This window comes from Xanthomonas axonopodis pv. maculifoliigardeniae, assembly GCF_041519315.1.
In the GTDB taxonomy this organism is placed as follows: Bacteria; Pseudomonadota; Gammaproteobacteria; order Xanthomonadales; family Xanthomonadaceae; genus Xanthomonas; species Xanthomonas euvesicatoria.
On sequence record NZ_CP167998.1, the window covers coordinates 2,779,082 to 2,799,149 of the forward strand.

General features: G+C 64.9%; 16 protein-coding genes. 2 read left to right on the top strand and 14 right to left on the bottom strand.

Going from position 1 to position 20,068, the window contains the following annotated elements; all coding sequences use genetic code 11:
- Positions 1-51: 51 nt before the first annotated feature.
- The 6 genes from secF to ACDH77_RS12110 all read right to left on the bottom strand — a co-directional run bounded on the left by secF (position 52) and on the right by ACDH77_RS12110 (position 6,524).
- Entirely contained in the window at positions 52-1,020 is a 969-nt protein-coding gene (gene secF, locus ACDH77_RS12085; protein WP_010372305.1) for a protein translocase subunit SecF, read from the bottom strand.
- Positions 1,021-1,109: 89 nt separating this feature from the next.
- On the bottom strand, positions 1,110-2,954 hold the full coding sequence (gene secD, locus ACDH77_RS12090; protein ID WP_014090428.1) for a protein translocase subunit SecD: 1,845 nt from the start codon (positions 2,952-2,954) through the stop codon (positions 1,110-1,112).
- A gap of 190 nt (positions 2,955-3,144) precedes the next feature.
- The gene (gene yajC, locus ACDH77_RS12095) at positions 3,145-3,498 is read right to left on the bottom strand and encodes a preprotein translocase subunit YajC (RefSeq protein ID WP_003489768.1); all 354 of its coding nucleotides are present in this window, start codon (positions 3,496-3,498) and stop codon (positions 3,145-3,147) included.
- A 131-nt stretch (positions 3,499-3,629) separates the two neighbouring features.
- Entirely contained in the window at positions 3,630-4,775 is a 1,146-nt protein-coding gene (gene tgt, locus ACDH77_RS12100; protein ID WP_029819662.1) for a tRNA guanosine(34) transglycosylase Tgt, read from the bottom strand.
- Between the two features lie 81 nt (positions 4,776-4,856).
- Positions 4,857-5,927 (bottom strand): tRNA preQ1(34) S-adenosylmethionine ribosyltransferase-isomerase QueA, encoded by a 1,071-nt coding sequence (gene queA / locus ACDH77_RS12105; RefSeq protein WP_008574413.1) that lies wholly within the window; start codon positions 5,925-5,927, stop codon positions 4,857-4,859.
- 165 nt (positions 5,928-6,092) lie between these two features.
- Positions 6,093-6,524, bottom strand: a complete 432-nt coding sequence (locus ACDH77_RS12110; RefSeq protein ID WP_008574410.1) for an Lrp/AsnC family transcriptional regulator — start codon at positions 6,522-6,524, stop codon at positions 6,093-6,095.
- 122 nt (positions 6,525-6,646) lie between these two features.
- On the opposite strand from ACDH77_RS12110, the gene ACDH77_RS12115 reads away from it, so the two are divergent.
- Positions 6,647-8,143 (top strand): aminotransferase class III-fold pyridoxal phosphate-dependent enzyme, encoded by a 1,497-nt coding sequence (locus ACDH77_RS12115; protein ID WP_372353468.1) that lies wholly within the window; start codon positions 6,647-6,649, stop codon positions 8,141-8,143.
- A gap of 351 nt (positions 8,144-8,494) precedes the next feature.
- Here the strand turns inward: ACDH77_RS12115 and ACDH77_RS12120 are convergent, their stop codons facing one another.
- The 4 genes from ACDH77_RS12120 to ACDH77_RS12135 all read right to left on the bottom strand — a co-directional run bounded on the left by ACDH77_RS12120 (position 8,495) and on the right by ACDH77_RS12135 (position 14,625).
- Positions 8,495-9,202, bottom strand: a complete 708-nt coding sequence (locus ACDH77_RS12120) for a glycosyltransferase family 32 protein (protein WP_071118702.1) — start codon at positions 9,200-9,202, stop codon at positions 8,495-8,497.
- A 370-nt stretch (positions 9,203-9,572) separates the two neighbouring features.
- The gene (locus tag ACDH77_RS12125; RefSeq protein ID WP_372353469.1) at positions 9,573-10,952 is read right to left on the bottom strand and encodes a metallophosphoesterase; all 1,380 of its coding nucleotides are present in this window, start codon (positions 10,950-10,952) and stop codon (positions 9,573-9,575) included.
- A complete protein-coding gene (locus ACDH77_RS12130) occupies positions 10,949-12,070 on the bottom strand; it encodes a phytase (RefSeq protein ID WP_031423142.1) in 1,122 nt (373 codons plus the stop codon). Before ACDH77_RS12130 ends, ACDH77_RS12125 begins: the two co-directional genes overlap by 4 nt.
- Complete coding sequence (locus ACDH77_RS12135) at positions 12,067-14,625, bottom strand: TonB-dependent receptor (RefSeq protein WP_029819668.1); 2,559 nt, start codon at positions 14,623-14,625, stop codon at positions 12,067-12,069. Before ACDH77_RS12135 ends, ACDH77_RS12130 begins: the two co-directional genes overlap by 4 nt.
- Positions 14,626-14,776: 151 nt before the next feature.
- Between ACDH77_RS12135 and upp the strand changes: the two genes are divergently transcribed.
- Entirely contained in the window at positions 14,777-15,409 is a 633-nt protein-coding gene (gene upp, locus ACDH77_RS12140) for a uracil phosphoribosyltransferase (RefSeq protein WP_008574400.1), read from the top strand.
- Between the two features lie 375 nt (positions 15,410-15,784).
- Here upp and ACDH77_RS12145 read toward each other — a convergent pair whose 3' ends face one another.
- From ACDH77_RS12145 to ACDH77_RS12160, 4 genes are all read right to left on the bottom strand, one after another.
- Positions 15,785-17,545 (bottom strand): glycoside hydrolase family 9 protein, encoded by a 1,761-nt coding sequence (locus ACDH77_RS12145; RefSeq protein WP_218488468.1) that lies wholly within the window; start codon positions 17,543-17,545, stop codon positions 15,785-15,787.
- Positions 17,546-17,834: 289 nt separating this feature from the next.
- Positions 17,835-19,613 (bottom strand): gamma-glutamyltransferase, encoded by a 1,779-nt coding sequence (gene ggt, locus ACDH77_RS12150; RefSeq protein WP_014090435.1) that lies wholly within the window; start codon positions 19,611-19,613, stop codon positions 17,835-17,837.
- On the bottom strand, positions 19,610-19,894 hold the full coding sequence (locus ACDH77_RS12155) for a YfhL family 4Fe-4S dicluster ferredoxin (protein ID WP_014090436.1): 285 nt from the start codon (positions 19,892-19,894) through the stop codon (positions 19,610-19,612). The genes ggt and ACDH77_RS12155 overlap by 4 nt, the downstream gene beginning before the upstream one ends.
- Entirely contained in the window at positions 19,885-20,067 is a 183-nt protein-coding gene (locus ACDH77_RS12160) for a hypothetical protein (protein ID WP_033478847.1), read from the bottom strand. Before ACDH77_RS12160 ends, ACDH77_RS12155 begins: the two co-directional genes overlap by 10 nt.
- Position 20,068: the final 1 nt, after the last annotated feature.

The window sequence follows — 20,068 nt, forward strand, 5'->3', positions numbered from 1 at the left end:
ACGAAAAAACCGCGCGATGCGCGGTTTTCTCGTCACACCTTTGCCAACCCATCAAGGACGGCGCGCCAGCGCCTCCACGTCCTTGGCCTTGGGCAGCAGGTCCTGCTTGGTCACCGCAAACGGCCCGATGCTCAGCATCGGCACGGCCACGATCACCGAGGAGATCACCACGATCACCGCGCCAATCATGTGCGTCTCGGCCAGGCCTTCCATCGACTCGCCGCCGTAGATGTACAACGCCAGTGCCGACAGGAAGAACATCACCGCGGTGATCACCGTGCGCGAGAGCGTCTGGTTGATCGAACGGTTGAGCACTTCCAGCGGCTCCACGCGCAGTGCGCGGAAGTTTTCGCGCACACGGTCGAACACCACGATGATGTCGTTGATCGCAAAGCCCATCACCGACAGCAGGCCGGCCAGCACGGTCAGGTCGAACTCGCGGCCGGTCAGCGACACGAAGGCCACGGTGACCAGCAGATCGAACAACGCAGTCAGGCTGGCGACCACCGCGAACTTCCACTCGAAGCGGAACGCGATGTAGATCAAAAAGCCCACCAGCATGAACACCGTGGCATACACGCCGTTCAAGGCCAGATCCTTGCCGACCTGCGGGCCGACGAATTCGCCAGGCTGCACGGTGGCCGGATTCTCATCGCTGGTCACCGCCTTGCGCACATCTTCGGCAACGGTGCGAGCGGCGTCGTCGCGATTGTTGTTCTGGCCATGCGGCTGCAGGCGAATCATGACTTCATTACCGCCGCGGGCGTTCTGCACCTGGGCGTTTTCAAAGCCGGCCTTGGACAGCTTTTCGCGCACCTGGTCCACGTCCACGGTCTTCTGGAACGAGGTCTGCACCAGCGTGCCGCCGGTAAATTCCAGCGCGTAGTTGAAACCCTTGCCGACGATGATGCCGACCGAGGCGACTGCCAGCACCAGCATCAAAATGAGCACCGGCTTGCGCCAGCTCATGAAATCGATCTTGGTGTCGTTCGGAATCAGATGAAGCGGAAAAATTTTCATTGAAAGATCTTCCTAAGCAGTCCGCACATGGATGTGCGGGCTCTCGCGAGGGACTCGCATTACAGACGGGCTCTTGCGAGGGACTCGCATTAAATAGCGACAGACTTCAGCTTCTTGCGGCTGCCGTAGATCAACACCGCCAGCGCACGCGAGACCGTGATCGCGGTGAACATCGAGGCGAAAATACCGATCATCATGGTCAGCGCGAAGCCCTTCAGCGGGCCGGTACCGAACGCATACAACGCCACCGCCACGATCAGGCCGGTAAGGTTGGCGTCGAGGATGGTGCCGCCGGCCTTTTCGTAACCGGCCGCGATCGCCGACTTGGCCGGTACGCCCAGTCGCAACTCTTCGCGGATACGCTCGTTGATCAGCACGTTGGCGTCCACCGACAGACCGACCGACAGCGCCAGGCCAGCAAAGCCCGGCAACGTCATGGTGGCACCGAACAGCGACATCACCGCCACTACGATCAGCAGGTTGAACAGCAGCGCCACCGAGGTGATCGCGCCGAACACGCGGTAGTAGATGGTGAAAAACACCAGGGTGAACAGGAACGAGTAGACCACCGCCGTGACGCCGCGCTCCACGTTCTCCGCACCCAGGCTCGGTCCGATGACGTATTCCTCGACGAAGTCCATGGGCGCGGCCAGCGAGCCCGATTTCAGCAGCTTGGCCAGGTTCTCGGCTTCGGTCTTTTCCAGACCGGTGGTCTGGAAGTTCTTGCCGAACACGCCGGCAATGCGGGTCGGCGACAAGGCTTCTTCCTTGACCCGTACGCTGCGCACTTCCTTGCCGTCGACCATGGTCACGGTGGGAATGCGCTCGATGTAGACCACCGACATCAGCTTGCCGACGTTGGCGCTGGTGTAGTCGAACATGCGCTGGCCGGCGACGTTGTTGAGCGTCACCGCCACTGCCGGCATGCCGTTCTGGTCGGTGCTGACCGATGCGCTGACCATCTGGTCGCCGGTCACCAGCGCGCGCTTGTTCAACAATACCGGCGCGTTGCTGTCGCGCAGGCGATAGACCTTGGCCTCCGGCGGAATGTTGCCGCTGCGCACGGCATCGTCGGCATTACCGTCGACCACGGCGCGGAATTCCAGCGAGGCGGTGGCACCGATCAGGCGCTTGGCCTCGGCGGTGTCCTGCAGGCCGGGCAGTTCAACCACGATGCGGTCCTCGCCCTGGCGCTGGATGGTCGGCTCGGACACGCCCAGTGCGTTGACGCGGTTGCGCAAGGTGGTGAGGTTCTGCTCGATCGCACCGCTGGCGATCTGCTTGAGCTCGGCCTCCGGCACCTTCACGGCGATGTTCTGGCCGCTGACGTCGTAGGTCAGGGTCGGCTGCGCCTTGGCCAGCGTCACGCGCGCGGCGTCAGCATTGGCGCCCTCGCCCAGGTTGACCTGGATACTGTTGTCGGCGCGACGTTCCACCGAGCGATACGGGATACGCGCATCGCGCAAGGTGGTGCGGATGTCTTCGGCAAACCCGTCCAGGCGCTTTTCCAGCGCGGCCTTCTGATCGACCTGCATGGCGAAGTGCACGCCGCCCACCAGGTCCAGACCCAGCACCATCGGCCGGCCGCCCAGCTTGGCCAGCCAGTCCGGCACGGTGGAGGCCAGGTTCAGCGCCACGGTGTAGTTCTCGCCCAGCTGCTGACGCAACACGTCGTTGGCGCGCGTCTGCGCCTGCAGCGAAGGCAACCGCACCATCAGGCTGTCGCCTTCTTTTGTGATCGCCTTCGGGGTGATACCGGCGCTCTTGAGCTCACCGTCGATGCGGCTGCGCAATGCGTCGTCGAGCTGCGCACCGCGGCTGGCGGTGATCTGCACGGACGGGTCCTTCTGGTACACGTTGGGCAACGCATACAGCGCGCTGACGGCCAGTACCAGCAGGATCAGGAAGTACTTCCAGCGAGGAAATTCGAGCATTGCGACAGTCCCGCGTGGCACCATCCCGGCGCCGCGCCTAGCAGTGAGAACGACTTCAAGCGACCGGTACAACGTCGCCAATGGTCTTCAGATGGATACGGGCGGTACAGCGGAACCGGTGGGTCACAACCTCCGGTTCCACCTGGCGACTGCGCCTGCCTGACAGCGGCGCAGCCGTGGCAAGACGCGTTTAGCTTGCCGACTTCAGCGTGCCCTTCGGCAGCACATGGCCCACGGCGCTCTTCTGCACGCGGATACGCACGTTGTCGGCCACTTCCACGCTGATGAAGTTGTCGCCGATGTCGGTGATCACGCCCGCAACACCGCCGGAGGTGATCACTTCATCGCCGCGCGCCAGCTTGTCCAGCAGCGCCTTGTGTTCTTTCTGACGCTTCATCTGCGGGCGGATCATCAGGAAGTACATCACGGCGATCAGGATGATCGGCAGCGCGAAGGTGGACAGGCCTCCCATCGGGCCGGGTGCCGGCGCGCCGCCGGCGGCCTGCGCCTGGGCAGCGGGGATCAGGAAATCGAGCAGATTCATTCAGTGCATCCTAGTTTGGTGCCAGCGCGCCCATGGGCCCGCTCGCTATTCAGGTACCGCCGGGGCGGAACAGCCGGGAATTATGCCACGCAGGTTCCACGCCGTCCGCGCCGGGGCGCGGACGGCCGGTCTCAGCTGGTTTCCCCCGGCAACGGCGGCGTGGTGGCGCCGCGTGCCGCATAGAAGGACCGCCGGAACTCCACAAAGGTTCCCGAAGCGATCGCCGCACGCATGTCGGCCATCAGTTTTTCGTAATACCAGAGGTTATGCAGGGTTCCCAGCATCGGCGCCAGCATTTCGTTGCAGCGGTCCAGATGGCGCAGGTAGGCGCGCGTATAGCCGCTGCTGCAGGCATGGCAGCCGCAGCCCGGCTCGATGGTGTCCAGGTCGCGTTCGTACTTTGCGTTGCGGATGCGCACGGTGCCGAAGGAGGTGAAATAGTGGCCGTTGCGCGCATTGCGGGTGGGCATGACGCAATCGAACATGTCCACCCCGCGTGCCACGCCTTCGACCAGGTCTTCCGGGCGGCCCACGCCCATCAGGTAACGCGGGCGCTCGGCCGGCAGGCGCGGATGCAGGTGTTCGAGCATGGCGTTGCGCTCGTGCTCGGGCTCGCCCACTGCCAGCCCGCCGATCGCATACCCGTCGAAACCGATGCCTTGCAGGCCATCCAGCGAGCGGCTGCGCAGGTCCGGATGCACCCCACCCTGCACGATGCCGAACAGCGCCGCATCGTTGCCCAGCCCGTCGTGCGCGTCGCGCGAGCGCTGCGCCCAGCGCAGGCTCAGCTCCATCGAGCGTCGCGCGACGTCCTCGGTGGCCGGGTACGGCGTGCACTCGTCGAAGATCATCACGATGTCCGAATCGAGCACCTTCTGAATTTTCATGCTCTCTTCGGGGCCCAGGAACACCCGCGCGCCATCGGTCGGCGAGGAAAAGGTCACGCCCTGCTCGGTGATCTTGCGGCGATGCGCCAGCGAAAACACCTGGAACCCGCCGGAATCGGTGAGGATGGGCCCATCCCAGCGCGCAAATCCGTGCAGCCCGCCGTGATCGCCGATGACCTCCAGGCCCGGGCGCAGATACAGGTGGAAGGTGTTGCCCAGGATGATCTCCGCACCCAGCGCGCGGATCTGCTCGGGCAGGATGCCCTTGACCGAGCCATAGGTGCCGACCGGCATGAACGCAGGGGTTTCGACCGTGCCACGCGGAAAGGTCAGGCGCCCACGTCGGGCATGCCCGTCGGTGGCTTGGAGCTGGAACTGGAGTCGGGACATTGAGGGGCCGGGAATGGGGAGTCGGGAATCGGGAATGGGAAGAGCGGTTGGCAGGTGGCTGATCGTTCGGCGGGTCCCGCCTTACGATTCCCGATTCCCGACTCCCGATTCCCCGCCCCATAACAACATCGCATCGCCGTACGAAAAGAAGCGATAGCGCTGCGCGATGGCGTGGTGGTAGGCGGCGAAGATGCGCTCGCGGCCGGCGAAGGCGCAGACCATCATCATCAAGGTGCTTTCGGGCAGATGGAAGTTGGTGACCATCGCGTCGACGCTGCGGATGCGGTAGCCGGGCAGGATGAAGATCTGGGTTTCGCCAGCGAATGGCTGCAATTCGCCTTCGGGCGCGGCCTCGGTCTTGCGCCAGGCGCTTTCCAGCGAGCGCACCACTGTCGTGCCCACCGCGATGACGCGGCCGCCGCGGGCGCGGGTGCGCCGCACCTGTTCCACCAATGCGGCACCGACATTCAGCCATTCGGTGTGCATGACGTGCTGGTCGAGCTTGTCCACCCGCACCGGCTGGAAGGTGCCGGCGCCCACATGCAAGGTGACGTGGCCGAACTCCACCCCGCGCTCGCGCAGGCGCGCCAGCAGCGGCTCGTCGAAGTGCAGCCCGGCGGTGGGCGCGGCGACCGCGCCGACTTCGCGCGCGAACACGGTCTGATAGCGCTCGCGGTCTTCGACACCCGGCTCGCGGCGGATATACGGCGGCAGCGGCAGGCGGCCAGCCTCCAGCAGCCAGTGCTCCAGCGGGGTCGGGATCTGGAAACGCAGCAGATAGAACTCGCCATCGCGGCCCAGCACCTCGGCCTGGCCGCCGGCATCGAGCGCGATCACGCTGCCGGCCTTGGGCGACTTGCTGGCGCCGATCTGTACGCGCGCCTCGCGCTCGCCAAGCAGGCGCTCGATCAGGATCTCCACTCGCCCGCCGCTGGCCTTCTGCCCGAACAAGCGCGCCGGAATGACCCGGGTGTCGTTGAAGATCAGCAGATCGCCGGGCTGCAGCAGCTCGGGCAGATCGCGCACCTGGCGGTCGCCGAAGGCCGCTGGCGCCGGCGGCACCACCAGCAGGCGGCTGGCGGCACGTTCGGCCAGCGGCGCCTGGGCGATCAGTTCTTCGGGCAGCTCGTAATGGAAATCGGACTTCTTCAAGGCCGCAGGATCGTTGGCGGAGTAGCCGCATAGTGTAACTGCGGCCGGGAATTGAGATTGGGGATTGGGGATTCGTAACATCCAGGCCAAGCGGCCGGCAGCTTTACTACGTGGGCTGGCCAGCTTTTACTAATCCCCAATCCCGAATGCCCAATCCCGGCTCATTCACCGCTCGAACTTGGTCGACAGGATGATCGCGCTGGTCGTGCGCTCCACGCCGTCGATGGCGCCGATGGCGTCGGTGAGCACGTCCATCTCGTTGACGCCGCCGACCACGCCCAGGGCGACCAGGTCGTAGGCACCGCTGACCGAATGCAGCAGGCGCACTTCCGGGATATCGCGCAGCGCCTTCACCACGGCCGGCATCTTCTTGGGCAACACGGTGATCAGGATGTGCGCACGGATGCGGCCCTGTTCGTAGTCGTCATGCGTGCGCACGGTGTAGCCGCTGATCACGCCGTCGCGCTCGAGCTTTTCGATGCGGCTCTGCACGGTGGTGCGCGAGAGCCCAAGTCGCCGCGCGATCTGGGCGGTGGACGCGCGCGCGTCCTCGCGCAGCAGCGACAACAGGCGTTCGTCGGAGGGGGTGATCTTCACTATTGCGCATTCGTTTCGGCGAATCGACGAAAATACCGTACTTCCTGCCCAGATTCACGCTGCCAAACGCCGATCTTCTGCCGATAATAGGAAGGGAACGCCACCTTTGAAGGAGATGCGCCATGTCCGTCCTTGCCCCGCTCGCCCCGCTGCGTGCCCATGCCGGCCGCCGCCTGACCGAAGGCCTGGACGATGCGACCATCGCGCGCCTGGCCGGCAGCCACCCTGACCTGCAGCAGGCCATCCATGCGGCAGCAGCCGAGTACGCGCTGGTGCGCGATGACGCCGCCGACCTGCTGGACCTGGACGAAGAAGCCCAGATCGGCGCGGTGCAGGAAGGTTTCATCAATTTCTACGCCGACGACGCAGTGACGCCTTACGTGGCACTGGCCGCACGCGGGCCATGGGTGGTCACGCTCAAGGGCGCAGTGCTCTACGACGCCGGCGGCTACGGCATGCTCGGCTTCGGCCATACGCCGTCCGCGGTGCTCGGGGCCATGGCGCGCCCGCAGGTGATGGCGAACGTGATGACGCCCAGCCTGGCGCAACGTCGGCTCGATCGCGCCCTGCGTGCCGAGATCGGCCACAGCCGCGGCGGCTGCCCGTTTGCACGCTTCATGTGTCTCAATTCCGGCTCCGAAGCGGTGGGCCTGGCTGCCCGCATCGTCGATACCAACGCCAAGCTGCACACCGACCCCGGCGCGCGGCATGCCGGTGCCACCATCAAACGCCTGGTGGTCAAGGGCAGCTTCCATGGCCGCACCGATCGCCCGGGCCTGTACTCGGATTCCAGCCGCAAGACCTACACCAAGTACCTGGCCAGCTATCGCGACGAGGATTCGGTCATCGCAATCGCCCCGTACGACGTGGCCGCGTTGCAACGCGCTTTCGATGAGGCCGCGCGCAATCACTGGTTTATCGAAGCGGTGTTCCTGGAGCCGGTGATGGGCGAAGGCGACCCGGGGCGTGCGTTGCCGGCCGAGTTCTACGCCGCCGCGCGCGCGCTGACCCGTACCCATGGCAGCCTGTTGCTGGTCGATTCCATCCAGGCCGGGCTGCGCGCGCATGGCGTGCTGTCGGTGGTGGACTACCCGGGATTCGAGCAGCTCGACTCGCCGGACCTGGAAACCTATTCCAAGGCGCTCAATGCGGCGCAGTACCCGCTGTCGGTACTGGCGGTGACCGAGCACGCCGCGCAGGTGTATCGCAAGGGCACCTACGGCAACACCATGACCACCAACCCGCGCGCGCTCGATGTGGCCTGCGCCACCTTGGCGTTGTTCACCCCGCAGGTGCGCGACAATATCCGCATCCGCGGTGCGCAGGCGATTGCCAAGCTGGAAGCGCTGCAGGCCGAACTCGGCGGCTTGATCACCAAGGTGCAAGGCACCGGCCTGTTGTTCTCCTGCGAACTGGCACCGCAATTCAAGTGCTACGGCGCCGGTTCCACCGAGGAGTGGTTACGCCACCGCGGCGTCAACGTGATCCACGGCGGCGAGAATTCGCTGCGTTTCACCCCGCACTTTGCGATGGATGAAGACGAACTCGATCTGCTGGTGGGCCTGATCGCACGTGCGCTCAAGGAAGGCCCACGTCAGGTGCAGGCCGCAGCGGCCTGATTTGCTCCACGCGGCACGCCGGCGCGCATGTCGTCGGCGTGCGGCAGATGGCTGACAGGTCTTCCACCAGCGCTCTGCGCGGCGCCCTGGAACCGCGATCAGCGCCGGCGACAGTGGCGCAAGTCTTCGGTTGCGTCCAGCCGATCCAGGGTGGGTCATCAGCCATTGTCCCGACTGCGTTGCCTGGTCTGAATTTGCGCAATACCTGCAACACACGATGCGAAGCCACGAGAACATGCAAGCTTGCGCTTGCATAAATCGCCTGCAGCATGCAGGGCGATGACCTCACCCAGATTCGACCTGAGCGGCCCTGCCCCAGGTCGATTGCCGTATCACCGTGCACGCTGCCACTCAGATCGGCACCGCATTCAACTTGCGGCGCAGGTAGTTGGTGAGCGCACGCCGCGGCGACTTGCCGCGCCACGATGCCCAGCACAGGTGCGAGCCGACCGCGATTTTGCCGCCACGATGGCCAAGCCCGAACCAGGTGCGGTCCGGATGGAAGGCGTCGCGTGGCGGGAACAGGATGTCGGCGAACTGCCCACCATGCGCGTTGTAGAAGCGCGTCAGCCCACGCGGGCCCGAAATCATGGGGATTTCGCGGTGATCCTGCAGCGTTTCCGGGGCATGCGCGGTAAAGATGTGCTCGATGAACGCGCGCCAGAACGGATGCCCGGGCTCGGAGCCAAACACGGCATTGCCGATCTTGAAGTCTTCCTGGCCCGGCGCACCTTCCTCGACGGGCAACACGCAATGCTGCGACAGCACCTGCGCATCGAGCGGTCGTAGCAGTTTGTAGTCGGTGTCGAAGTAGAAGCCGCCATGTGCGTGCATGTACGCGCACCGGGCGATGTCGGCTTTCATCACGCCGAAGCGGATCTGCTCGTAGCGCTGGGCAAACTCGGGGAACGCACGCCGCATCAGTTCTGCGTTATCGGAATCGTCCCAGACGTAACAGGTCCATCCAGGCAACAGGCGCTGCAGGCGATCGCAGATCCTGCGCTCTTCCCATAGCAGCTGCTTGGTGGGTGCGGTCAGGTGAATCAATTGGGGAATCATGGGGGCGACTCGGGCGGTGGGGGAACCGAGCCGCCACCGCAGTGCCGCATCGATTCGGCTACCTGGTCGCTGGCCCGGCCGTACCAACCGTAGTCGCACTATCGACGTGACATAAATCGCAGTACATGATGATCAACTGCAAGCTCATAGAAACAATCTATGCAAATGCGAAGTTTTGAAACAACGCATAAATACAGTCGAAATCCGGATTAAACCGCGTGCTGCCCTGTCATATTCAAGGCGGCGGTCGGGCACCTCGAAGAAGCTGGCAGCGGACACGCAACCACGTGCAGCTTGCAGATCGTCTGCGCACTGCTGCCCAGCCACCAGTAGCACGGTATTGCTTGGGCAGGCTGTTGCCTGCCCTCGCTCATTCCCAGCATCGATCCGCACGCCCTTTGAGCGTTGCACTGCGCGGGCAATTGCGTGGCGCGATGCGTCCCGCCTCGCGTTCGATCAAGCGTTTGCTGCCGTCGCTGTCGCGTTGCAGTTCGAACGCGTCGTAGAGACGTCCGGTGGCCGTGCGCGATTCGTACAACAGATGCTGGCTGTCCAGACGCAGCACCTGATAGAGCTGGGTGTCTTCGCCCACCGGGCGCATGGTGGTGCGCGCCATGTCCGACAGGCGGTACTGCTTGGGCCCGGCGACCGAGACCACGAAGACCGGCGTCGCCTGCCCGGCCGCATCGCCGCGTCGGCCGTAGGTGTGGTCGTGGCCCTGCAACACCAGATCCACCTTGTGGCGTCGGATCACCGGCAGCACCTGTGCGACCAACTTTTCGTTTTCGCGATCGGCACGCGGCGAAAAGAATGGCTGATGGATCAGCACGATCGACCAGGGATGCGGGTTGTCGGCCAGCACCTTGTCCAGCCACTGCGCCTGCGCGGGGCCGGTCCCCAGGTCCAGCGCCGAGGTGCCGTCGAGCACGGCAATGCGCACGCCCTGGTAGTCGAACCAATAGCTGGTGCGCGCGGTGGCCGAAGGCCCGTTACGCGGCAACGCAAAGGTCACCGGCCAATGACTGCCGAGCACGCGGGTTGCCTGCGGCGTGTCTTCGCCCTCTTCGTGATATTCGTGATTGCCCGGCGCCGGCGCCACTGCAGTGCCTTCCAGCAGCCAGCGCCCGGCCTCGAACCACTCGGCCCATTCGTTGTCGTCCTGGCCGTCCTTGCCGCTGACCAGGTCGCCGGCGAACAAGGCCAGCCGGGCGTCCGGCGCCGAGCGCCAGGCCTGACGGATCACCCGCGAGACCAGACTGAGATTCTTGTTCTGGGTATCGCCGAAATACAGCAAGGTCAGCGGCGTGGTGGCTGTGGCAGCCGTGCGGAAGTGATTCCACGCGCCCCAGGTCCCCTGCCCCTGCACGCGGTACGCGTACATCGTGTCCGGCTGCAGCCCGTCGACATCGGCGCGATGGTGATGCGAACTGCCGTTTTCGCTGGCAAGCGTCAGCGTGCTCGCCCGAATGCGTCGTGGCGTGCCTACATCCGGCGAATCGCCGGCGACCATCAGTTCCAGCCACGGTCTGTCGACGCTGGCGTCGGTGCGCCAGGCCACGGCAAAGCCTGTGGCCGCGTCCTGCGCCGGCGTGGCGACGATGCGGTCCGGGAAGCCATCGGCAACATAATGCGTCGAACCCGCCGGCACCTGCGTATTGGGTTCGGCAGCACGGTCGGCAGCCGAGGCTGAAACGCTTATGGTTGCGATCGCCGCAAGCAACGCAGAGACCGATCTGCGCGCGGCCATCATGGCGTGCACTCTTTCAGGCGCAATGTCCGCGCGATATCGCGCCAATCGAACGCGGCCACTGCCTGGTCGTCATGCAACGCATAGAACACGCCACCTGGAAAGCGCGCATCGCTGCGTTGATCCAGCCACACGCCATCGGTGTTGGCGGTCACACGGCCGGCAAAGGCGCCGACATGCGCCAGCGTCTTGCGATCGAAGACCTGGAACACGCTGCGGTCCTTGAACTGATCGGTGGCGATCCAGTAGCCGCTCCCGTCGCTGCATGCGAACAAGCTGATGCCCTCGGCCTGCGCCTTGAACAGCCCGGCGCCGACGTTGCGGCCGCGATACCGCCCGTCAATGCCGTAGTCGCGCAACTGCGTGCCCACGGCCACGTCTTCTTCGGCAATCATCAGCCGCGCATTGGCTTCATCGCCGAACACCGATTCGGCAATCCGTACCGCGCCCGCTTCGCTGGTGTCGCCAAAACTCTGCGTCAGTCGTGCCTGCCAGCCCTGCCCTGCAGCATCGAGCTGATAACGCCGAAAGCGCTGGCCAAGCTCGGCCAGCGGCGGCGGCAGATCCTTGTTGGCCGGCGACATGTAGTTGTCGCTGACCACCACCTCGTAGCCGCCCTCGTGCTTGCGCACCCACAGGCCGTAGGGCTCGCGCAATTGGTTCTGGCCAAACGCCGTCACCGGCGTCAGATCGGGCAAGGAGAAGACCTGCACGCGCCGGTTGTCGCGCTCCACCACGAACACCAGGTCATCGACCACCGAAATGCCATTGGGGCGGTCGAGCTTGCCCAGGGCCTTGCCCTTGCCGCCGACCACGCGCAGCCGCTTGCCGCTGTCGCCGTCGAACACCACCAGCGCATGCGTGCCCTTGGCCGTGGCGATCACCCAACGGCGACCATCCGGCGCCATCCAGCTGGCCGGCGAATCCAGGTTGTCCGCTGGCGTCAGCGCGGTAATGAAGGCTTCCGGCACCACTTCGTGCGCTACCTTGGCCTCGCTGAGCAAGGGATCCTTCAGCAGCGCTTCGTCAGCTTCGCGGCCGGCCGGGGCACTGGCGCAACCGACCAATGCGGCGGCAGCGGACAGCAGCGTGATCTGCACGACGGTGCGTGGTGCGATCACAGCGCCACCTTCAGGCCAAGCGCGTAGGTGCGGCCGTACTCTTCATTTTGCAGGGTGCGCGAGCGGATGCCCTGATACAGCTCCAACGGCTCGTCCAACAGGTTCTGCGCTTCCAGATACAGGCTGACGTGGCTGTTGAATTGATAGTTCATGCTGAAATCCAGCTGCGTGTGTGGGGCAACATAGATATCGTACGCACGGCTCTGCCCGATGGTGTCCAGATATTGGCTGCGATACACCGCCGCCACGCGCGCACTGAACCCGTATTTTTCGTAGCCCAGGTGGCCGCTGTAGATGCGCTTGGACGAACGCGGCAGGGTGAAGTCGTCGCCGGCACGATTTTCCAGGCCCGGATTGAAATCGCTGTCCAGCACCGTGGCGCTGGCACCAACCAGAAAGCCATTCCAGCCCTCGGGCAGGAAGTCCAGGGTCTGCTGCCAATTGAATTCCGCGCCGCGCACCTTTGCGGTGTCGCCATTGATCGAGCGTGTGACCTGCAGGCCCGGAAATTCCGCATCGTTGGTGTTGATGGTCTGCACGATGTAGTCGTCGATCGACTTGTGGAACACGCCCAGCGAGATCACACCGGTACTGCCGAGGTATTTTTCGAACGACAGGTCCAGGTTCTGCGAACGGTACGGATCAAGATCGGGGTTGCCCAGACTCACCTCGTTATCGCCACGGTTGATGCTCACGCGTGGCGACACATCGCCGAACGCCGGGCGCGACAAGGTCTTGTTGGCCGCAAAGCGCAGCACCCAGTCGTTGCCACTGTCGTAACGCAGATGCAGGCCGGGCAGCACGTTGGTGTAGCTGCTGGAAGCCTCGCGTGGCGTCACCGTGGCGGTGCGGCCATTGGCTGCCACGTCCACCTGGTTGCCGGTGGCATCGAACTGGGTATTTTCCACGCGCACGCCGGCGATCATGCGCAGTGCGCCGATGTCCCAGGTGCCCATCGCATAGGTGGCGAAGACATCTTCGGTGGCCGTGTAATCGTCCTGCAGCGAGGTCTGCAGATTGCCGCCCACATCTTGCGGACGTGCACTGTACAGATCGCCGGAGGTGTTCCAGTAGCGGCGCATGCCGTCCGAGCCGATGCTCTGGCCCAAGGTGCCGCCACGGTGCTCGGGCGCGGGAGTGGTCCAGTCGCTCAGGTCGATGGCCGGCCCACGACGCAGCTCGTTTTCGTCCACGTTCACCCCGCGCTCGCGCCAGCGGCCCAGCACGCCCATCTTCAGGCTGGAATGCTCGCCGTCAAAGCGCACATTGATCTGCGCGCTGCGCTCGCTGTCGTCCACCTGCGTGGGCGCAATCACGAAGCGATCGAACACGAAATCATCGTTGCTCTGCCAGCCGTTGTCGGAGAAGCCCAGCTTCGGAATGCCACTGCGCTGATCCACCGTGGCCGCCAGATCGTCGCCGTCGTAATTGAAGCGCGCCTCCTTTTCATCGTTCACTCGCTCGCGGGTCTTGGTGTAGCCCAGCTTGTAATCCACGGTGGCGGCGCTCAGGCGGTTTTCGCCACCCACGCTCAACGCCATGGTGTCTTCCTTCTTGGTGCGGTAGCGCACGCGCTTGGAAATGCTGTCGGCCGGCAGGTCGTCCACGCGATAGGTGCCGTCGCCATTGGCACTGACCTCGCCATCGCTCAACCCGAAGATGGTGCGCTGACGCGTTTCGGCATCGTCGAAACGGCTGTAGAGCGTGCGCAGGTAGTAGCGGTTATCCGCGTCCGGGCGCCAGTCCAGATTGAGGTTCGCGCCCATGCGGGTGCGTTCGATGAAGTATTTGCGGCGTTGCACTTCGCCGGCGAACAGATCGTCGTCCGCGCCACCGTCAAAGGTGTCGTAGGCCACTTCGGTATTGTCCGATTCGAACTCGCGGTCCTGATAGTTCACGCCCACGGCCACCCCGAAGGTGCCATTGAAGATGTCGCTGTAGTTGAAGGCGCCCTTCGGGCTGGTCTTGCCCGACAGCGACTGGTGGCTGGCTTCGATGGAGCCGCGCAAGGTGCGTCCGTCGCGATCGAAGGCGGAGGTGGATTCCACCTGGATCGCGCCGCCGATGGAATCGCCCGGCATGTCCGGGGTCGGCGACTTGACCACCTTCAGGCGCTCGGTGGAATCGGAAGGAATCACGTCCAGCGGTGCCGAACGCGTGCCGTCTTCCGGCGTGCCCATGGTCATGCCGTCGATAGTGACGCTGTTGAGCGACGAATCCAGTCCGCGGATGACCACAAAGCGGCCTTCGCCCTGGTCGCGCGTCACGCTGACGCCGGGCAGGCGCTGCAAGGATTCTGCAACATTCTTGTCCGGGTAACGTCCCATCGCATCGGAGGCGACGGCGTCCTGGATGGCATCGGAGGCGCGTTTGAGATCGACTGCGCGCTCCTGCGCTTCCAGCTGCGGGCGCACCTCCAGCCGCTCCAGGTCGATTGCCGCAGCGCTGGCAGCGCCGCCCGTGGCCGCACCCTGGGCCGCGTGCGCCAGCGGACTCCACGTGGCCGCAGCCAACGTCAGCGTGATCGCCAGGCAGAGCGGAGTCTTGTTCAACACGGGTGCTTCCCCAATCGGTTAAGAATGGGTGGGCACACTATGTCTACGACGTTTCACTGACATGACATATGCATCAGCGATCACACCCGAAGTGTGGCGACACACCGCGCGGCTGCGGCACACTGTGCCCCTCTCCCGCCTGCCGCTGCCCATGAAAATCGTCGAAGTCCGCCACCCCCTCGTCCAGCACAAGATCGGCCTGCTGCGCGATGCCGCGTTGAGCACCAAGGGCTTCCGCGAACTGGTCACCGAACTGGGCACGCTGCTGGCTTACGAGGCCACCGCCAATCTGGATACCGAATCGCACACCCAGCCGGGCTGGGCCGGCCCGGTGACGGTGCAGCGCATTGCCGGCGCAAAGATCACCTTGGTACCGATCCTGCGCGCCGGTCTGGGCATGCTGCCCGGCGTACTGGCACTGATTCCTGCCGCACGCGTGAGTGTGGTCGGTCTGCAGCGCGATGAAGAAACCCTGCAACCGGTGCCCTATTTCGAACGCCTCACTGGCCGCCTGGAAGAACGCGACGCCCTGATCCTGGACCCGATGCTGGCCACCGGCGGCACCCTGATCGCCACCATCGACATGCTCAAGCGCGCCGGCGCACGGCGCATCAAAGGCATCTTTCTGGTCGCCGCGCCGGAAGGCCTGAAGGCGCTCGAAGCGGTGCACCCGGATGTCGAGGTCTATACCGCGGCCATCGACGAACACCTCAACGACAAGGGCTACATCCTGCCCGGCCTGGGCGATGCAGGCGACCGGATTTTTGGAACGCGGCTGGAATGAGTTTAAGCCCCTCTCCCGCCCGGGAGAGGGGTTGGGGTGAGGGTACGGCATGCCAGTGTTCTTGCTGCCGCCTACCCTCATCCAGCGCTACGCGCCAGCTTCTCCCGAAGGCAGAAGGAAATGCCGCAGCGCGTCCGACCTCGATCATGTTGCTGGCATGGCCAAAAGCGTCATTCAGAGCTGCTGGTGACCGAACCTTTGGTACGCAGGCAGCATGAATTGCAGCAGCTTAAGCCCCTCTCCTGCGGGAGAGGGGTTGGATGAGGGTACGGTGTATCAGTATTCCTGCCGACGCCGTACCCTCATCCGGCGCTGCGCGCCACCTTCTCCCGACGGGAAAAGGAACAGCCGCGGCATCGGCTTGATAGCGACGCTTTAGCGCGTCGACGCCTCGATCGCCGCGCTCACATACACCAGCGGCGCATTCCAGTTGATCGCCACCTCGTTGGTGGAGTAGCTGCAGAAGTTGTCCAGGTACGACAACGCCGGCCGTTTGGAGGGGTACGGCACCTTGCACTCCTTGGCATCCTGCTGCCCCGGCTGCGGGCCGCCGACCAGCCAACCCGGCACCGGCGCTTCGATCCCATCGGCCTCTGAGGGTCGGTGATGGATATGCATCGGGGTGCGTTTGCCTATCCCGGTCACGAACGACAGCCCCAGCGGATTGCGGCCCAGGATGTAGTCCAGCTGCGATTGCGCCGCATCCAGAAATTGCCGCTGCTGCGTCAGCCGGTAGCCCTGTAGCAGCATCATCGCGCGGTTGAGCACCCCTGCATTGCTGCCCCACACGAAATCGCTGTCGTTCATCGCCAGCCGCCATGCCGATGATTGCCAGGTGTCGGCCAGCTGTTGTGCCAGTCCGGTGATCTCCCGTGCGATCCGCGCGCGATCGGCATGCGGCGTGAGTCGGTCGCGATGCGCGGCCAACGACATCCAGGCCAGCCCACCGACATTGCCCCATGAGGGCACGGTGGCCGGCACGTTGCGCGCGATCATCGCGTCGTAGAACCCATCCTCGCCGGTGGCGATGTACAACTCGGCCGCCGCCCAGGCGAATTCGTCATCCAGGTGTGCATCGTCGTAACCGCCGGTACGCACGTCGCTGGGCTGATGGTAGATCACGTCCGGATGCTGCTTCGCCCATGCCCACGCAGCCCGCGAGGCTTTCATCATGCGCGCCGACAGCCCCGGATACTGCTTTTCAAATGGCGCATATACGCGACTGGCAACGGCCATCACCGCAGCGAAGTCCAAGGTCGCGGCAGTGGTCTTCATCACCACGTAGCGTTGCTGCGTGGCCTGATCCGGCATCACCAAGCCATCGAACTGCTTGTCGGTGAGCTTGTGGTACACGCCGCCATCGGCCGGGTCCTGCATGGCGAGCATCCAGTCCAGATTCCACCAGGCCTCCTGCAGGATGCCGGGCACGCCGGGCGCATCGTCGGGGATGGTCAGCGGCTTGGACCTGAAGAACGCCGGATACTGCTCGTAGGCCGCCAGCAAGGTGTAGGTGCTGATGCCGGAATTGACGATGTACTTGTTGTAGTCGCCCGCGTCGTACCAGCCCTTGGGCGCGCTGATCACGCTATCGGTCGGACGCGTTGCAGACGCTGCGGACGGATGGATGCGCACCTGCGTATCCGGGTGCCCGGCCGCGCGCGCATAGCGCCCGGCGTAGCGTGCCGGCAGCGCGGTGCTGGCACGGTTGAAGTAGAACGCCTTCAACGCTGCATCGACCAGGGGCTGATAGGCATGCGCGTTGATGGCGAAGGTCTCCGATGCCGGCAGCCCGTCGACCTTCAACCGATAGGTTCCGACCGCACGCAGCCCGGAAAAATCCGCCACCCGCGCCTGCTGTGCGGCCGGCGACCACATCGCGGCCGGCTGCAGGGTTCCCTGCAACACGCTGCGTCCCTGTGCATCTTCGACGGTGAAGCGGTCCGAACGCTGCGCGGCGTCCTGCGGCGGCAGCCCGACGATCGCCAGTTTTGCCGAGCCCGGCAGATAGCCCAGCTGGTTGACGTGGATGGCGTCGCTGGCCGCCACGGCCTCCTGCCTACCGGTGGTCTCCGCAGCGCAGGCGAGCACGGGCGAAACGATCATCAGGCTGGTGAGCACAGTCTTGAAGTTAGTCATGCCACGATGGTCGCCGCATTATCTTGCAGCGACAAGTCCAATGCCGGCATAGCCGATGCGTCAATCCGCATCGCTGCAGCAATGCGCCCCTTGCGCGGATCGCCTCGCACGCAGCCATGCCGCGCTCATCATCACTGCATGCCAGCAATCAAGCGCATGCTGGGCTGGCAGCAAACGCGCCAGCCCAGGCAACCACGGTCGCATTGCATCAATGGCGCTTGATCGAAACAACGAACAACGCCCGGCCGCCTTGCCGGCTACCGGGCGTCGACGCAATCGGGTTCACGCCTCAGCGTGCCGTCGCGTCCAACTGCACTTGCGCCTTGCCCACCGGGTTACGCGGGTCGCTGCCGCCGCTGAGCACGTTGCGGCGCTTGTCCCACTCCACCGTTTGCAGGTTGCCCCACACATGGCTGGAGCCACGGCCGCCTTCGGCGGTGTCGCCTGGCATTTTCAATGCATGCCCCATCGCTTGCAGGCCCTTGGCGGTCTGCGCCGAAAACGCGTCGGTCTCGGCGTCGATCACGTCCGGCAACCACTGGTGGTGATAGCGCGGCAGCGCACTGACCGCCTGCGCATCCAGGCCGGCGTCGTAGCCCAGGATCCCCAGCAGCACCATGGTGATGATGCGGCTGCCGCCCGGGGTGCCGAGCACGATCGCCTTGTCGGCCGATTCCATGAAGGTGGGTGTCATCGAACTGAGCATGCGCTTGCCCGGCTTGGGCGCGTTGGCGGCGTAGCCCATCACGCCGAACGCATTCGGAGTGCCCGGCTTGAGCGCGAAGTCGTCCATCTCGTTGTTGAGCAGCACGCCGGTGCCCTTGGGAATCAGGCCCGAGCCGTACAGCAGGTTCACCGTCTGGGTGGCACCGACGCGGTTGCCTTCGCCATCGATGATGGAAAAGTGCGTGGTCTCGTCGTCTTCCAGCGGCGTGGGGTTGCCCGACAGCAGATCGCTGGGCGTGGCCTTGTCCGGATTGATGGTGGCACGCAGGCCTTGCGCGTAGTCCTTGCTGGTGAGCACGCGCTGCGGCACGTCCACAAAGTCCGGGTCGCCCAGGAAGAAGGTGCGATCGCGGTAGGCGCGGCGCATCGACTCCACCACCAGATGGGTGCGATGCACCTCATCGAGCGTGTTCAAGTCCCAGCCCTCCAGGATCTGCAGCATCGCCGCCAGCGCAATACCACCGGACGACGGCGGCGGCGCAGTGGTGATCTTCCAGCCGCGGTAGTCGAACTGGATCGGCGCGCGCTCCTTGACCCGGTACCCGGCCAGCTCGGCCGCGCTCCACTGGCCGCCGGCCTGCTTCACGCCGGCCAGCAACTTCTTGGCGGTCTCGCCCTTGTAAAACCCGTCGAAGCCCTTGTCGCCGAGCAGCTGCAGCGTCTGCGCCAGCTCCGGCTGCTTGAAGGTGTCGCCTTCGGCAATGGGTTTGCCGCCGCGCAGATACACCTCGCGCGTACCGGGGTAACGCTCCATCACCTCGCGCCGCGAGGCATAGCCCTTGGCCATGCGCGCGTAGACGGGAAAACCCTCCGTCGCGATGCGGATCGAGGGTGCCAGCGACTGCTTCAGCGGCAGCCGGCCGTGTTTGGCAGCCAGCTCCACCAGCGCTGCGGGCAAGCCCGGGATGCCCGCCGACCACGGGCCATTGACCGAGCGGTCGCGGTCCAGCTCGCCTTTCTTGTCGAGAAACTGCGCTTCGGTGGCCGACGCGGGCGCGGTTTCGCGCGCGTCCAGCATCACGTCCTTGCCGGTCTTGGCATCGTGCAACAGGAAGAAACCGCCGCCGCCCAGCCCTGAGCTGATCGGCTCGACCACCGCCAGCGTGGACGACACCGCCACCGCGGCATCGAACGCATTCCCGCCTTCGCGCAGGATCTGCAGGCCGGCATCGGTGGCCAGCGCATGGCCGCTGGCGATCGCCGCGCCGGGCGGATGCGCGGCAACCGCTGCGGTGGTGGCCGTCGCCGGCTTGGCGGCATCGGCGCACCAGGCCGCTGGCGCCAGCACAAAGGCCAGCAGCAACACGCCGCGCGAAGAAAAACGTCGGGAAAAAGTGCTCACGGGGCGGGGGGCTCCTGTTCGTACAGTTCGGGGTGATCGCGCTGCAATTGCATCAGCTTGGCCAGCAACTGGTCATGGGTTTCCGGAATGGCCGGATCCGGATCGATGCATTCGACCGGGCACACCACCACGCACTGCGCTTCGTCGAAATGGCCCACGCACTCGGTGCAACGTGCCGGATCGATGACGTAGATGGTTTCGCCCATCGAGATGGCGTGATTCGGGCACGCAGGCTCGCAGACGTCGCAGTTGACGCAGAGCTCGTTGATTTTCAGAGACATATCGGCACTACGATGCGACGCGACGCGACGCGCTGCAACCGCAGGCGCTGGAACGCAATGTGCTGCTGCAGCCGGGCGCCCATGGCGCGCAGCGGCAGGTAGATAGCGCCCTGGGCGCTGTCGGACACCGGCCTGGTGCGGCCGGCTCCGATGGAGTGCGAACTCGGCAGCATG